Below are 13,983 nucleotides of genomic sequence, written 5' to 3'. Positions count from 1 at the left end.
GATCGTCCGGCTTCGCTCAGCCATACGGGGCGCCCGCCGGGCGGTCAGCCCCTGCGCGGCCCGAGCACGCAGAACTCGTTGCCCTCGGGATCCATGAGGGTCACCCACGGCTGCTCGCCCTGGCCGACGTCCGCGTGTCGCGCGCCGAGGGCGAGGAGGCGAGCCACCTCGGCCTCCTGGTCGTCCGGCCGGAAGTCGAGATGGAGGCGGTTCTTGACCGTCTTGCCCTCCGGCACCGGCGCGAAGAGCAGCCCGGGAAGACGGTCCTTCTCCGGCCGGATCTCGAACTCGTCGGGAGAATCGCCCACGACCACCCACCCGAGCGCCTCGGCCCACCAGCGGCCCAGCGCGACCGGGTCGGCCGAGTCCACGACAACCTGTTCCCATTCCAAGGTCATGTCGTGAGCGTAGTAGTGAAGACTGGGTACCGGTCACGAATCACGACGCAGGGAGGCCGGCAGCATGACGCGCCCGATCACGGCAGGGGTCGACGGAACCGAGGAGAGCCTGGCCGCGCTGGCCTGGGCGGCCCGGGAGGCGGTCCGCCGGAGGCTGGCGTTGCGCGTGGTGCACGCCTGGCGGTACCAGCGGCACGAGGCGATCGAGGCGGCGGACCCCGACGTCCAGGTCGGCTGGGCCCGGGAGGCGGTCGGCGAGGCCGCCCGCACCGTCACCGAGCGGCACCCGGACCTCGAGGTGTCCACGGACGTTGTGGAGGGCGCCGACGTGGAGGCGCTGGTCGCCGCGGCGGCCGAGGCCGAGATGCTGGTCCTCGGATCGCGCGGCCACGGCCGGGTCGTCGGCTTCCTGCTCGGCTCGGTCGGCCAGCAGGTGATCGTCGAGGCGCCGAGGCCGGTCGTCCTGGTGCGCGCGGACGACGACCCCGCCGGCGAGGCCGCGGGGCGCGAGATCGTCGTGGGCCAGCAGGGCGACCCGCTGGACAGCGCCGAGGCGCTGCGGTTCGCGTTCGAGACGGCCGCGGCGCGCGGAGCGACCGTGCGCGCGGTACGGGCCTGGACCCTGCCGCCGGTCTTCGCCTACAGCCCGGGTTCCCTCAAGCTGCTCGACGAGGCCGGGGGACTGGAGCCGTACGAGAAGAAGGCCCTGGCGGCGGCGCTGGAACCCTGGCGGGGCCGCTTCCCCGAGGTGCCGGTCGTCGAGCACGTGGAGATGGGCAGCGCCGGGCAGGTGCTGCTGTCGGTGGCCCAAGCGGCCCAGCTGATGGTCGTCGGGCGCCGCGCCCACCGTACGGCCGTCGGCGCCCGCATCGGCTCGGTCGCCCATGGCGTGCTGCACCACGCGGGCTGCCCGGTGGCCGTGGTGCCGCAGGCCTGAGTCAGTCGGCCGAGGGCGTGGGCTGGAGGGTCTCGCGCGCCTTGGGGAGGATGTTGTTGATGTAGTCCTCGACGGCCGTGTCCAGCCCTATGTCGTGCTGGGCCCGCTCGGACAGGTACCAGCGGTGTTCCAGCAGCTCGTGGTAGATCTCGGCCGCGTCCATGGAGCCGCGCATCTCGAGGGGCACGGCCCGCACGGTGGGGCGGAAGACGTCCCGCACCCAGCGGTGGGCGAGGACTTCGGGGCGGGCCGCGAGGGGGTCGCCCGGGGCGTAGTCGTCCTGGGTGGCCATCCAGGACTCCAGGTCGCCCAGGAGCCGGCGGGCCTGGTTCTCCTCGGTGTCCAGGCCGGTCAGGCGCAGCAGCTGGCGCTGGTGGTGGCCCGCATCCACGACCTTCGGCACGAAGGTGACCGTGTCGCCGTTGGAGGAGTGCTGGATCTGCATCTCGGCCACGTCGAAGCCGAGTTCGTTCAGACGGCGGATGCGGCGCTCGATGTAGTGGTACTTGCCCGCCGGATAGACGGACTTCCGGGTCAGCTCCTCCCACAGGCGCCCGTAGCGCGCGCAGATCTCCATACCGAACTCGATCGGGTCCACGGAGGGGTGCAGCGCCCCGGACGCCTCCAGGTCGAGCAGCTCGCCGCTGATGTTCACCCGGGCCAGATCGAGGTCGTAGTCGCGCTGCCCGGTGCTGAGCTGGGCGTGCAGATCGCCGGTCTCCGCATCCACCAGGTACGCGGCGTACGCGCCCGCGTCGCGCCTGAAGAGAGTGTTGGACAGGGAGCAGTCGCCCCAGGCGAACCCGGACAGGTGCAGCCGCACCAGCAGCACCGCCAGCGCGTCCATCAGCCGGTGCATGGTCGCGGGCCGCATCGTCGTCTCGAACATCGACCGGTACGGCATCGAGCCGCCCAGATGCCGGGTGATCAGCACCGGCTCCAGCGGGGCGTCGCCCGCGTCGGTGCGGCCGGTGACCACGGCCAGCGGGTCGACCGCGGGGATGCCGAGCCGGTCCAGGTCGCGCAGCAGCTCGTACTCGCGCAGCGCCGGGCGCTCGGCGAGCTCCTTGACGGCGATCACCTCGTCGCCGGCGCGGGCGTAGCGCACGACGTGGCGGGAGATGCCGCGCGGCAGCGGCACCAGGTACTTCTCGGGCCACTCCTCCAGGGGGAGGTGCCACGGCAGTTCGAGCAGGAGCGCGGGATGCTCCGGGTTGGTCGCGCTGATCTGCAGTGCCATGGGTCGCGTGTCCTTGCTTCGCTGGTGATCGTCACCTCACCCTAAAGCGCGCGCTCCCTGGCCTGAAGTGCCGCTTCAAGGATCGGACCGCGATGCACGGGCCCGTGGCCGGGCAGCAGCAGGTCGCCCTTCAGCTCTTCGAACGCGTCCAGCGAGGCCACGGCACGCGCCCGCTCGTGGTGGAACATGTCGGGCAGCAGCTGCGGCCCCTTGACCCGCGAAGTCGGGTGCCCGCTCACCAGGGCGTCGCCCGAGATCACCACGCCGACGTCCGGGAGGTGGTAGGCGGTGTGCCCGTCGGTGTGGCCGGGCGTGTGCACCGGGACGGGCCGGCCGGGCAGGTCGAGCGGACCGGCCGTCGGGAACGGCTGGGGCGAGGCGACCGGGACGTGCGCGGTGCCGCCCGAGCGGATCGCGTGCACGGCCCAGGGCAGGACACCGGGCCGCCAGCCGTTCCTCAGGACCGTCGCGACGTTCACCTGGTGCGGGAACTCCCGCCGGGCGTGCGGTACTTCGGCCTCGTGCAGGTACACGGGCATGCCGTACACGGCACGCAGGTACTCCGCGGAGCCCAGGTGGTCGTTGTGGGCGTGGGTGATCAGCACGGCCGTGACCGCCTCGGGCGAACTGCCCACCTCTGTGAGGGAGGTGAGGAGCTGCTCCCGGTCGCCGGGGTAGCCGGTGTCGACCAGCGTGACGGCGTCCCCGTCCGTGAGGATCACCCAGTTCGTGTTGCTGCCGTGCACCAGATAGGTGCCGTCGGCGACTTGCTGGACAGCTAAGCGCATGACACGTCCCCGCGTGGTGAGGTCCCTGACCGACGGACCCAGCCAAGCAGATCAGGAGGCGGGCGGAGTCGGCGGGTCCGTTCGCATGCCGAACAGGAAACGGGTGAAGCGGGTGCGACGTACGAGGCACTCGTACGCGACGAGGATCACCGCCAGGGAACAGGCCACGATCACCGCGTACTTCACCACGATCGGCGCGGACCAGCCCACGACTCCATAGGCGAACGCGACCACCACGGGTTGGTGCAGCACGTACAACGGCAGGGCGGCGACGGCGAGATACGGCAGCACGCGCGAAGGCGGACCGGCCTCGCGCGGCTTGCGCCGGCGCGGCCGGTCCAGCAGCCCCAGGATGGCCACCACCCAGCACCAGCCCGCCGCCCCGAACAGTGCCCGGGTGGACAACGCGACCGCGTTCCACGCGGTGAACGGATCGTCCTCGGAGAGGAATCCGGGCGCGGTCCCCAGGAACAGGACGATCCCCAGGATCCCGACCGGAACGGTGAGCCGCCGCATGGTCGCGCGGATCCGCTCGTCGTCGGCCAGGGCGTACCCGAAGAGGAAGAAGAGCAGGTAGGCCCAGCGGTTCCAGCCCGCGAAGCCCTCCTCCATGCCGAGCAGCGAGTTGATCAGGGCGAGCGGCAGCGCGGGCAGCAGGAGCAGGACCGGCCGTCGCTCCACCGCGTCCCCGGAGCGCCGGGCGGCGGACTCCAGGGGTCCCGCAACGGGTGCGAGGAGGAGACTGAAGGCCAGCAGGAGGACGACGAACCAGAGGTGGCCGGTCTCGAAGTGTTCGCCTTCGAGGACGAACGGGAAGTCGCCGGGGTCCGGGTGGACGGTGAGGAAGCGCGGCCAGAACTCCCAGTACGACTCGTCGTAGCCGGGGTCGGCGGCGCGCAGCCGCAGCCACTGGGGCAGAGGGCACAGGACGAGCGTCGCGAAGACCAGGGGAACACCGAGGCGCAGCAGTCGTTCGCGGGCGAAGCCGCCCGGTCCGCGCCGGCGCAGCGAGTGGCGGGCGCCGAGACCGGCGACGAGGAACAGCAGGGGCATCGCCCACACCACCGCGAGCCCGGAGGCGACGGTGACGACGTCGGTCGTCTCCCGGTTCTTGACGTAGAAGTCGTCGTCCGGGGAGAAGACCAGCGCGGCGTGGAAGAAGACCAGGCCGAGTACGACGAGCGCACGGAGCAGGTCGAGTTCGACGCGCCGACGGACGGCCGGCGGCTGCCCGGTCCCCGCACTCATCCCGGCCCCCTCCCCAGATGTGCGCCAGTGTGGGGGAGAGGGGGCGGGGACGACAGCGTTCCGCCGGAACGGGACTGCCTCCGGCACCGTCCGCCGGAGGCAGCCCCCGCGTGCTGCCGAAGCGGCCGCCTCTCCGCCTCGGTGCACGCCGTCCCCGGGCCCTACTGCACGCCCTGCGGCCGGAACTGGATGCTGATGCGCGGCCCCGAGGCGCGCGTGGTCTTCGGTATGGAGTGCTCCCAGGTCCGCTGGCAGGATCCGCCCATCACGATCAGGTCACCGTGCCCCAGCGGCCGTCGGACCGTGTCCCCGCCGCGCGTCGGCCGCAGCAGCAGGTCCCGGGGCGCGCCCACCGAGAGGATCGCGACCATGGTGTCCTCGCGGGCGCCCCGCCCGATCCGGTCGCCGTGCCAGGCCACGCTGTCCCGGCCGTCGCGGTAGTAGCAGAGTCCGGCCGTGGTGAAGGGCTCGCCCAGCTCCTCGGCGTAGTGCGCGGACAGCGCCTCGCGCGCCTGCGTGAGCAGCGGGTGCGGCAGCGCGTCGTCGGCCCCGTAGAACGCCAGCAGCCGGGGTACGTCGACGACCTGGTCGTACATCTTCCGGCGCTCCGCACGCCAGGGCACCTCGGCGGCCAGCTGTTCGAACAGGTCGTCCGAGCCGCTCAGCCAACCGGGCAGTACGTCGATCCAGGCGCCGAGACCGAGCCCGGTCCGGCGGATCCCGTCGAGGGAGCCGAGGCGGAGCTCGTCGGTCTGGCCGAAGAGGGAGCCCTGGAGGTGCCTGGTCATGGATCCAGCGTACCTCTTATTCGAAAATCTGTTCCCATATAATTTCGGACACCCGAGGGATGTCTGCCCGGCCTTTCGATACATCGCTGTATCGGATACATTCTCGTATCGAACGGAGGTCCGAACATGGCGGTGGAGCAGACGACCCGGCGCGTCACCAAGCGCCGTGTCCGCACGCGGGCCAACCTGCTGGACGCCGCCTTCGAGGTGTTCGCCGCCAAGGGCTTCGGGCGGGTCTCCATCGAGGAGGTCTGCGAGGCCGCCGGCTACAGCCGGGGTGCCTTCTACTCGAACTTCGACAGCCTGGACGAGCTGTTCTTCGCCCTGTACCGGCAGCGGGCCGACCTGATCGCCGAGCAGGTGGCCGAGGCCCTGGCGCTCGACGGCCCCGAACTCGACGTACCGGCGTCCGTGGACCGGGTCACCGAGGTGCTCCTGCTCGACGTGGACTGGCTGCTGGTGAAGACGGACTTCCTGGTGCACGCGGCCCGGGACCCGGCCGTCGCGCACACCCTGCTGGAGCACCGCCGGCGGCTGCGGCGGGCAATCGAGGACCGGCTCGGCCGGGCCACGGGACGCACCGCACTGCCCGCCGTGCTCGGCGGCGTCGACGGCGCCGCCCGCGCGGTCGTCGCCGCGTACGACGGAGTCACCACCCAACTGCTGCTGGACAAGGACGTCGAGCGCGCCCGCGTCTGGCTGGGGCAGTTGCTCACCGCCCTGCTGACCGACGGCAGCGGCACACCCGAATGAAGCCCAGTGAGACCCCAGTGAGACCCCAGTGAGACCCCAATGAGAAGGGCAACGGTCGCCATGGATGCGGACGTCATCGTCGTCGGAGCCGGACTCGCGGGCCTGGTCGCGGCACACGAACTCACCAGCCGGGGCCGCAGGGTCGCGCTGGTCGACCAGGAGAACGCCGCCAACCTCGGCGGACAGGCGTTCTGGTCCTTCGGCGGGCTGTTCATCGTCGACTCCCCGGAACAGCGGCGCCTCGGCATCAAGGACTCCTTCGAGCTCGCCTGGAACGACTGGCAGGGCAGCGCCCAGTTCGACCGGGTCGACGACGAGGACTCCTGGGCGGTGCGCTGGGCGCGCGCCTACGTCGAGTTCGCGGCGGGCGAGAAGCGGTCCTGGCTGGAGGGGCACGGCATCAAGTTCCTGCCCACCGTCGGCTGGGCCGAGCGCGGCGATCTGACGGCCCACGGGCACGGCAACTCCGTACCCCGCTTCCACATCGCGTGGGGCACCGGCACCGGGGTCGTGGAGCCGTTCGTCGAGTACGCCAAGCAGGCGGCGCGCGACGGACTGCTCACCTTCCACCACCGCCACCAGGTCGACGAACTGGTCGTCGAGGAGGGCACCGCGCGCGGAGTGCGTGGCACCGTGCTGGCCGAGGACCGCTCGCCCCGCGGTGTCGCCTCCAACCGGGACCGCGTCGGCGACTTCGAACTCACCGCCCGGGCCGTCGTCGTCACCACCGGCGGCATCGGCGCCAACCACGACATCGTGCGCCGCTACTGGCCCGAGCGGCTCGGCACGCCGCCCGCCGAGATGGTCACCGGCGTACCGGCGTACGTCGACGGCCGGATGCTCGAGATCAGCGCCGAGGCCGGGGTGCGCCTGGTCAACCGCGACCGCATGTGGCACTACACCGAGGGCCTGCAGAACTGGGACCCGATCTGGCCCGGCCACGGCATCCGCATCCTGCCGGGCCCGTCCTCGATGTGGTTCGACGCCCTCGGCCGCCGGCTGCCCGAGCCGTGCCTGCCGGGCTACGACACCCTCAGCACCCTCAAGTACCTGCGCACCACCGAGGACATCGCGGGCCACGACCACTCCTGGTTCATTCTCACCCAGAAGATCATCGAGAAGGAGTTCGCGCTGTCGGGCTCCGAGCAGAACCCCGACATCACTGCCAAGGACCGGGCCGGTTTCCTGCGCACGCGGGTGCTCGGCAAGGGGGCACCCGGCCCCGTGGACGCGTTCCTGCGCAAGGGCGCGGACTTCGTGACCGCGCCGAACCTGGAGCAGCTCGTCGAGAAGATGAACGGGCTGACCGACAAGGCGCTGCTGGACGCGGCCGAGATCCGCCGTCAGGTAGAGGCCCGCGACCTGCAGATCGCCAACTCCTACAGCAAGGACGCCCAGGTGCAGGGCATCCGCAACGCCCGCCGCTACATCGGCGACCGGCTCGGCCGTGTCGCCACCCCGCACCGCATTCTCGACCCGGCCGCCGGGCCCCTCATCGGCGTGAAGCTGCACACCCTCACCCGCAAGACCCTCGGCGGCATCCAGACCGACCTCGACTCCCGTGCCCTCGGCACCGACGGCAAGCCCCTCGACGGCCTGTACGCGGCCGGCGAGGTGGCCGGCTTCGGAGGTGGTGGCGTGCACGGCTACAACGCGCTGGAGGGCACCTTCCTCGGCGGCTGCCTCTTCTCCGGGCGGGCGGCGGGACGGGCCGCCGCCCGGCAGACGGCCTGACCGCGACGGCCCGTCTCCTTATCCCTGGAGGAGACGGGCCAGCACGGCGGCGTGGCTCTGCTCGGGGGACTTGGCGGCGGTCAGCAGCGTGACGGCACCTTCGTCCGTCAACTCCCTCACCTGATCGAGGAGTTCGGCCGCCTCGGGAGCGGCCAGCTCGGCCTCGTACCGTCGGCTGAACTCCTCGTACGACCCTTCACTCCCGTGGTACCAGCGGCGCAGTTCGGTCGACGGCGTGAGGGCCTTGGGCCACTCGTCGACACGTGCAGCGTCCTTCGACAGGCCGCGCGGCCACAGCCGGTCGACCAGGACGCGTACGCCGTCCTCGGGCTCGGGCGGTTCATACACGCGGCGCACGCGCACACTCACGGGCGGGCCTTTCTCGAGTGGATCAAGGTGCCGGGAGCGTACCGCCGGGTACCCGGTATGTCCGGTCTGCGCAACGCGACGGGATGGCACAGCCCTCGAACCTGACGACTTCCTCACAAGTGTCGGTCAGAGTCGATCCGTGATGATCGGACACAGACCTTCCGCCGCACTGCTCGCCGCGTCCCTGCTGCTCACCGGGTGCGGCAGCGGCGCGGCGGCGATCTCGGACCACCGGCCCGAGGCCGCCCCGACGACGAGCACACCCCCACCCTCCCCGGAGATCTCCACAGAGGCAGCTCCGGCGGCTCCCCGGCACCTGCCCGGCCTGGGGCCGAAGACCCTCGCCCAGGTGCCGTCCCGGGCCCGGCAGGCGGTCGTGGTGACCGGCCGCGGGAAGGATTCCCCGCTGTCCACGGTCACGCTGTACGAGCGCACCGCGGCCGGCTGGGAGGCCGCCGGCCAGAGCCGGCCCGCGCACAACGCGCTCAAGGGCTGGACCGACCATCACCGGGCCGGTGACCTGCGCTCACCCATCGGGGTCTACACCCTCACCGACGCCGGCGGCCGGCTCCGCGACCCCGGCACCCGACTGCCGTACGACCGCGGCAGCGGGTTCACCGCGACCGGCACCGGATTCGAGGGGGAGCCGCTGGCCGGGTCCTTCGACTACGTGATCGCCATCAACTACAACCGCAAGCCGGGCACTTCGCCTCTCGATTGGACGCGCCCGCTCGGCGCGGGCCGCGGCGGTGGCATCTGGCTGCACGTCGACCACGACGGCCCCACACAGGGCTGTGTCAGCATCGCCCGCTCGGACATGAAGGAACTTCTGCTGGCACTCGACCCGGACCTGCACCCCGTCGTCGTCATGGGCGACGCCAAGTCGCTGGCCCGCTGAGGCCCCTGAAGTCTCCCCGACCGCTTAGGATCCGCCGCGTGTGCGCACATGTGCTGGTCGCCGAGGACGACGAGATGCAGGCCGAACTCATACGCCGCTCCCTGCTGGCGGAGGGTCACACCGCCACGGTGGTCCACGACGGCCGGGCCGCCCTCGACGCGGCCCGCAGGCTCCGGCCGGACCTCGTCGTGCTGGACCTGATGCTGCCGGTGATCGACGGCTTCGGCGTGTGCCGGGTGCTGCGGCGGGACGACGACGTGCCCGTCCTGATGCTCACCGCCCGCGCCACCGAGGACGACCTGTTGCTGGGCCTGGAACTGGGGGCCGACGACTACATGACCAAGCCCTACAGCCCGCGCGAGCTGATGGCGCGCATCCGCACGGTGCTGCGGCGCAGCGGGCGCGTCGTCGTCGACCGGCGGGAGGACCCCGTCGTACGCGCCGGGGGAATCACCGTCGATCCGGTACGGCACGAGGTGCGCTGCGACGGAGTGCCCGTGGAGTGCACGCCGGCCGAGTTCGAGATCCTCCTCGCCATGGCCACCGAGCCCGAACGCGTCTTCTCCCGGCGGCAGTTGCTCGAAGTCACCCGAGGCACCGACCGCTCCTCCACCGAACGGGCCGTCGACGTCCACATCATGAACCTGCGCCGGAAGACGGAGACGGACCCGCGCCGTCCGGTCCGGCTGCTGACCGTCTTCGGGGTCGGCTACAAGCTCAGCGGCGGCCGCGGATGAGCGGCCGGATACCGCTGCGCAAGCGCCTGCTGGTCCGGCTGCTGATCACCTCCGGCCTCATCGCCGTGTGCTCGGTGGCGGCCACCGCCTGGCTCGCCGTCGAGACCACCACCCGCGCGCTGCGGGAGGAACAGGGCCAGGCCCTCGCCGACGACATGGACGTCCTCTCCCGGCTCAGCGGCTATGCCGCCACCCATCCCGACTGGACGGGAGTGGAGAAGACCGTACGGGAACTGTCCGCGAAGACCGGGCGGCGCATCGCCCTCACCACCGCCGACCGCACGCCGATCGCCGACTCCGCGCCGCCCGGCACCTCGCTGCCGCGGAGCGCCGCCGCCACCGTCGACCCCCTGCGCACCGACACCTTCAGCGAACGCGGCGCCCAACTGGGCGGCACCGACCCGCGTGTGGTGGGCCCCTACCGGCTCACAGGGCCGGAACGCGGGAAACTCGAGGCCGTGGCCCGGGAACGGCAGCGGTGCTTCGACCGCTACGGCCTCGACACGACCCTCACCCGCACGCCGAGCGGCCGCCCGGTCCTCACCACGGCGGACGGTGTCGCCGACCCCGGCTACGTGCCCGAGCCGTGCGCCGACGGCAAGCTCAACACCCCGGTGCCCACGGAGGAGAAGGCGCTGATCGCACTCCAGAAGCAGGCCCGCGGCTGCCTGACCCGGGCGGGCCTGGATCCCGGCATGCCGCTGGCACTCGGGGCCGACTTCATCGGCTTGCCTGCCAAGACGCCGACCCGCGCGCCCGCGTTCGCCAAGGCAGGGGACGACAAGGCCTGGCGCACGGCCCAGGCATGCCTCGACGACGCCCGCCGCGCCCAGCTCGACCCGTACGTCGCCCCCGCCGCCGAGCTGTTCCTGGGCGGCGGCGGGGACACCCCCGCCGTGCGCTTCGACATGTCACCCGCCAACAAGACCAAGGTCATCGGCACCGCCGGGCTCGTCCTCGCCGTCACCGTCGCCGTGACCGCCGTGGTCGCAACGCGGCTCGTACGGCCGTTGCGCGCGCTGACCGAGGCGGCCCAGCAGCCACCGGACCGGCATGTCCGGGTCCCCGTCACGACCCGGGACGAGACCGGCATCCTCGCCGCGGCCTTCAACGAACTGACCGAGCGCCGTGAACGCCTGGAAGCCCAGCGCAGGGCGATGGTCAGCGACATCGCCCATGAACTGCGCAGCCCCCTCACCAACATCCGCGGCTGGCTGGAGGTCACCCGCGACGGCGTCGTCGACCCCGACCCCGCCCTGCTCGCCTCACTGCACGACGAGGCCCTCGTGCTGCAGCGCGTCATCGACGACCTGCGCGACCTCGCCGACGCCGACGCCGGCACCCTGCGCCTGCACCCCGAGCCCGTGCGCTGCGACGAACTCCTCGACCAGGTCGCCGCGGCCCACCGCGTCGCGGCCGACGCCGCCGGCGTGAGCCTGCGCACCGCGGTCGACGGCACGCCGTGGCTGAACGCCGATCCGGTGCGGATGCGGCAGGCGCTGGGCAACCTGGTGTCCAACGCGCTGCGCCACACGCCCGCGGGCGGCACCGTCACACTGGCCGCGCGCGGCGACGGCGACTCGGTCCTGCTGGAGGTCGCCGACACCGGCACCGGCATGGCGCCGGACGATCTCGCGCACGTCTTCGACCGGTTCTGGCGCGCGGAGAAGTCCCGCAGCCGCCGCACCGGCGGCAGCGGTCTCGGCCTGCCGATCGTCCGTCACCTCGTCGCCGCGCACGGCGGCACCGCCGAGGTCACGAGCGAACCCGGCAAAGGCAGCGTCTTCACGCTGCGGCTGCCCGGGACGGCGGGGCAGGACGGACCGCCGGGGGAGCCGACCACCTCCGTGGTCCCGGCGCGGTAGCGATCGGTCCGATTCCGCTCCCGCCGAGCGGGGTACTCCGTCACCGCGACGGCAAAGAGGGAGGTCAGGAACATGAGCACAGCGGACGACCTGCCAGTGGTACGGACGCTCGCCGAACTCGCCGACATGGTCGAGCGGCACCACGGCCTCTACGTCCGCTGGTCCCAGGGCCCCGAAGCCGATCTCGCCGACGCCTCCAGCACCGACGACCTGACGGGCGTCCGCATGTCGGGGCTGTCGGCGAACCCGCTCGACGTCGAGGACTGGTGGGACGACCGGCCCGTGGAGGTGTGGGTCGCCCGCCGCCTGTACGACTACTCCCATCTGCCGCACGAGAAGGGCCCCGGGGTGTACCCCTGGGTCCTCAGGGGCCGGGAGACGAGCCGAGGACCCGACAACGAGCCGCTGGTCGCGGACGTCCGGCCGATGTGCCGGCTCGACGCCCGCACGATCGACGAGGCACGCGACACAGTGGACCGCCAGGACAACGCCTGGGGTCCACTGCGCCGCCCCGGCCGCTGACGCGGCCCTGTTCACCCGTCCCGTGTTCGCCCGTCCCGCGTCACCCGGAGTTCCGCCGGGAGCCCGCACGCCTCCTCAGCGCACGGCGTTCGTTCTCGCTCGTACCGCCCCAGACGCCGAGGGTCTGCCCGGAGTCCAGCGCCCACCGCAGGCACTGCTCCTGCACCGGGCAGCGGCGGCAGACGGCCTTCGCCTGCTCCTGCTGCACCAGCGCCGGGCCGGTGTTGCCGATCGGGAAGAAGAGATCGGGGTCCTCGTGGCGGCACGCGGCGTGGTCTCGCCAGTTGTCCATGAAATGTCACCTGCGATCGAAAGTCGTGTGCCCTCGGGGATGCTTTACTCGTTTCCGGGTCACCTGTCGATGCGTGGGTGAAACAACCGAGTCCTGTGGGACACGGAAAGGACGCGGCCGGGGAGCGGTTATTGCTCGCGCACGCCCCACGGCGAGCCGTAGTCGGTCAGCAGATCCAGGAAGGGGCGGGCCGGGAACGCCTCCGGGCCGAGGACGCCCGCGCCGGACCAGGCGCCGCCGGCGAGGAGTTCGAGGGCGACGACCGGGTTGACGGCGGTCTGCCACACCACCGCCTGGCAGCCGTACTCCGCCATGGACCACTGGTTGTCGACCACGTGGTACAGGTACACCTCGCGCGGCGCCCCGTCCTTGACGCCCCGCACCCAGGTGCCCGCGCAGGTCTTGCCGTGCATCCGCTCACCCAGCGTCGCCGGGTCCGGCAGACAGGCGGCGACGACGTCCCGCGGCGAGACGGCGACCGGCCCGGCGGCGCTGGGCACGGTCACCGGGCCGGTACGGTCCAGGCCCAGCAGGTGCAGGGTCCTGAGGGTCTCGATGAACTCCCGGCCCAGGCCGTACTTGAAGGTGACGCGGCGCGCGCCGATCCAGCGTGGCACGAGCAGCACCTCCTCGTGCTCCACGTTCACGCACTCCACCGGCCCGATGCCCTCGGGGAAGTCGAACACCTCGGGCTCGCTGAAGGGTTCCGTGGTGAACCAGCCCCGGTCGGCCTCGTAGACGACCGGCGGGTTGAGGCATTCCTCGATGGTGGTCCAGATGCTGAAGGAGGGTGCGAAGTCGTAACCGTCGACCGTCAGATTCGCTCCGTCGCGGATGCCGATCTCCTCGATCTCGTCGAAGAGTTCGTCGGCCGCGTACCGGGCGAAGACGTCCGACAACCCCGGCTCGACCCCCATGCCGACCAGAGCCAGCACCCCCGCCTTCTCCCACTCCTCCGCCTGCGCGAACTGCTCGTCGCCGAGCTTCACCCCGCACTCCCCGTACGGACGTTCGGCGTGCGGTCGGGACAGTGACATCGCCATGTCCAGGTAGGTGGCGTCGGCGGTGCGTGCCGCCCGGAACAGTGGCATCACGAAGCGGGGGTCGGTGGCGTTGAGGAGGGCGTCGCAGCCGTGCCGCTCCAGCAGCGCCGCCACGGCCGCCTCGTCACGGGCGTCCACGCGCTCGGCCAGGAACCGGCCGCCGTCGTCGCCGAGGGCCGCGACGGCCGCCTCGGCCCGGGCCGGGTCGTGGTCGGCGACCACCATCGTGTCGAAGAACGGCCGGCGGGCCGCGATCCGGGTGATGGCGGTGCCCACACCACCGGCTCCCACGAGCAGTACACGCATGACAGAACTCCCTCGGTCGACACTCGGTCGGGCGGGCCCGGGGCAGATACAACGCCGCCTCCTCA

15 protein-coding genes are annotated in these 13,983 nt (G+C 72.0%); 7 read left to right on the top strand and 8 right to left on the bottom strand.

All coding sequences use genetic code 11. The features are described from left to right. Window positions 1–44: 44 nt before the first annotated feature. Window positions 45–398: a VOC family protein gene (locus QFZ76_RS05355; RefSeq protein WP_307672601.1), complete on the bottom strand. Its 354-nt coding sequence runs from the start codon at window positions 396–398 to the stop codon at window positions 45–47. 64 nt (window positions 399–462) lie between these two features. Here QFZ76_RS05355 and QFZ76_RS05350 point away from each other — a divergent pair, with 64 nt between their 5' ends. Further along, a complete protein-coding gene (locus tag QFZ76_RS05350; protein WP_307672600.1) occupies window positions 463–1,335 on the top strand; it encodes a universal stress protein in 873 nt (290 codons plus the stop codon). 1 nt (window position 1,336) lies between these two features. Here the strand turns inward: QFZ76_RS05350 and QFZ76_RS05345 are convergent, their stop codons facing one another. From QFZ76_RS05345 to QFZ76_RS05330, 4 genes are all read right to left on the bottom strand, one after another. Beyond that, window positions 1,337–2,575, bottom strand: a complete 1,239-nt coding sequence (locus QFZ76_RS05345) for a DUF4032 domain-containing protein (RefSeq protein ID WP_307672599.1) — start codon at window positions 2,573–2,575, stop codon at window positions 1,337–1,339. A 41-nt stretch (window positions 2,576–2,616) separates the two neighbouring features. Next, a complete protein-coding gene (locus QFZ76_RS05340) occupies window positions 2,617–3,363 on the bottom strand; it encodes an MBL fold metallo-hydrolase (protein ID WP_307672598.1) in 747 nt (248 codons plus the stop codon). Window positions 3,364–3,414: 51 nt separating this feature from the next. Beyond that, a complete protein-coding gene (locus tag QFZ76_RS05335; RefSeq protein WP_307672597.1) occupies window positions 3,415–4,611 on the bottom strand; it encodes an acyltransferase in 1,197 nt (398 codons plus the stop codon). A gap of 161 nt (window positions 4,612–4,772) precedes the next feature. Beyond that, entirely contained in the window at window positions 4,773–5,399 is a 627-nt protein-coding gene (locus QFZ76_RS05330; protein WP_307672596.1) for an alpha-ketoglutarate-dependent dioxygenase AlkB, read from the bottom strand. 126 nt (window positions 5,400–5,525) lie between these two features. Here QFZ76_RS05330 and QFZ76_RS05325 point away from each other — a divergent pair, with 126 nt between their 5' ends. Both QFZ76_RS05325 and QFZ76_RS05320 read left to right on the top strand, forming a co-directional pair. Beyond that, a complete protein-coding gene (locus QFZ76_RS05325; RefSeq protein ID WP_307672595.1) occupies window positions 5,526–6,152 on the top strand; it encodes a TetR/AcrR family transcriptional regulator in 627 nt (208 codons plus the stop codon). 60 nt (window positions 6,153–6,212) lie between these two features. Further along, window positions 6,213–7,886 carry an FAD-binding dehydrogenase gene (locus QFZ76_RS05320; RefSeq protein ID WP_307679935.1) on the top strand — a complete coding sequence of 558 codons (1,674 nt, stop codon included), beginning with the start codon at window positions 6,213–6,215 and terminating at the stop codon, window positions 7,884–7,886. Between the two features lie 18 nt (window positions 7,887–7,904). Here QFZ76_RS05320 and QFZ76_RS05315 read toward each other — a convergent pair whose 3' ends face one another. After that, window positions 7,905–8,255 (bottom strand): DUF488 domain-containing protein, encoded by a 351-nt coding sequence (locus QFZ76_RS05315; RefSeq protein ID WP_307672594.1) that lies wholly within the window; start codon window positions 8,253–8,255, stop codon window positions 7,905–7,907. Between the two features lie 142 nt (window positions 8,256–8,397). On the opposite strand from QFZ76_RS05315, the gene QFZ76_RS05310 reads away from it, so the two are divergent. The 4 genes from QFZ76_RS05310 to QFZ76_RS05295 all read left to right on the top strand — a co-directional run bounded on the left by QFZ76_RS05310 (window position 8,398) and on the right by QFZ76_RS05295 (window position 12,277). Next, entirely contained in the window at window positions 8,398–9,153 is a 756-nt protein-coding gene (locus tag QFZ76_RS05310; protein WP_307679934.1) for a L,D-transpeptidase family protein, read from the top strand. A gap of 38 nt (window positions 9,154–9,191) precedes the next feature. Beyond that, on the top strand, window positions 9,192–9,890 hold the full coding sequence (locus QFZ76_RS05305) for a response regulator transcription factor (RefSeq protein WP_307672593.1): 699 nt from the start codon (window positions 9,192–9,194) through the stop codon (window positions 9,888–9,890). Continuing rightward, entirely contained in the window at window positions 9,887–11,755 is a 1,869-nt protein-coding gene (locus tag QFZ76_RS05300; RefSeq protein WP_307672592.1) for a cell wall metabolism sensor histidine kinase WalK, read from the top strand. The genes QFZ76_RS05305 and QFZ76_RS05300 overlap by 4 nt, the downstream gene beginning before the upstream one ends. Before the next feature lie 72 nt (window positions 11,756–11,827). Further along, window positions 11,828–12,277, top strand: a complete 450-nt coding sequence (locus QFZ76_RS05295) for a DUF6098 family protein (protein WP_307672591.1) — start codon at window positions 11,828–11,830, stop codon at window positions 12,275–12,277. A gap of 40 nt (window positions 12,278–12,317) precedes the next feature. On the opposite strand, the gene QFZ76_RS05290 is transcribed toward QFZ76_RS05295, so the two are convergent. Together QFZ76_RS05290 and QFZ76_RS05285 are read right to left on the bottom strand one after the other, a co-directional pair. Beyond that, the gene (locus QFZ76_RS05290; protein ID WP_266445947.1) at window positions 12,318–12,569 is read right to left on the bottom strand and encodes a WhiB family transcriptional regulator; all 252 of its coding nucleotides are present in this window, start codon (window positions 12,567–12,569) and stop codon (window positions 12,318–12,320) included. A 128-nt stretch (window positions 12,570–12,697) separates the two neighbouring features. Beyond that, window positions 12,698–13,918 carry a saccharopine dehydrogenase family protein gene (locus tag QFZ76_RS05285; RefSeq protein ID WP_307672590.1) on the bottom strand — a complete coding sequence of 407 codons (1,221 nt, stop codon included), beginning with the start codon at window positions 13,916–13,918 and terminating at the stop codon, window positions 12,698–12,700. Window positions 13,919–13,983 lie beyond the last annotated feature (65 nt).

The sequence above is a fragment of the Streptomyces sp. V4I2 genome (assembly GCF_030817655.1).
GTDB lineage: Bacteria > Actinomycetota > Actinomycetes > Streptomycetales > Streptomycetaceae > Streptomyces > Streptomyces plumbiresistens.
This window is presented reverse-complemented; position numbering and strand designations above follow the sequence as displayed.

Coding starts and splice junctions, on each gene's coding strand:
- QFZ76_RS05355 (WP_307672601.1), bottom strand. CDS start 398: ATGACCTTGGAATGGGAACAGGTTGTCGTGGACTCGGCCGACCCGGTC.
- QFZ76_RS05350 (WP_307672600.1), top strand. CDS start 463: ATGACGCGCCCGATCACGGCAGGGGTCGACGGAACCGAGGAGAGCCTG.
- QFZ76_RS05345 (WP_307672599.1), bottom strand. CDS start 2,575: ATGGCACTGCAGATCAGCGCGACCAACCCGGAGCATCCCGCGCTCCTG.
- QFZ76_RS05340 (WP_307672598.1), bottom strand. CDS start 3,363: ATGCGCTTAGCTGTCCAGCAAGTCGCCGACGGCACCTATCTGGTGCAC.
- QFZ76_RS05335 (WP_307672597.1), bottom strand. CDS start 4,611: ATGAGTGCGGGGACCGGGCAGCCGCCGGCCGTCCGTCGGCGCGTCGAA.
- QFZ76_RS05330 (WP_307672596.1), bottom strand. CDS start 5,399: ATGACCAGGCACCTCCAGGGCTCCCTCTTCGGCCAGACCGACGAGCTC.
- QFZ76_RS05325 (WP_307672595.1), top strand. CDS start 5,526: ATGGCGGTGGAGCAGACGACCCGGCGCGTCACCAAGCGCCGTGTCCGC.
- QFZ76_RS05320 (WP_307679935.1), top strand. CDS start 6,213: ATGGATGCGGACGTCATCGTCGTCGGAGCCGGACTCGCGGGCCTGGTC.
- QFZ76_RS05310 (WP_307679934.1), top strand. CDS start 8,398: ATGATCGGACACAGACCTTCCGCCGCACTGCTCGCCGCGTCCCTGCTG.
- QFZ76_RS05300 (WP_307672592.1), top strand. CDS start 9,887: ATGAGCGGCCGGATACCGCTGCGCAAGCGCCTGCTGGTCCGGCTGCTG.
- QFZ76_RS05295 (WP_307672591.1), top strand. CDS start 11,828: ATGAGCACAGCGGACGACCTGCCAGTGGTACGGACGCTCGCCGAACTC.
- QFZ76_RS05290 (WP_266445947.1), bottom strand. CDS start 12,569: ATGGACAACTGGCGAGACCACGCCGCGTGCCGCCACGAGGACCCCGAT.
- QFZ76_RS05285 (WP_307672590.1), bottom strand. CDS start 13,918: ATGCGTGTACTGCTCGTGGGAGCCGGTGGTGTGGGCACCGCCATCACC.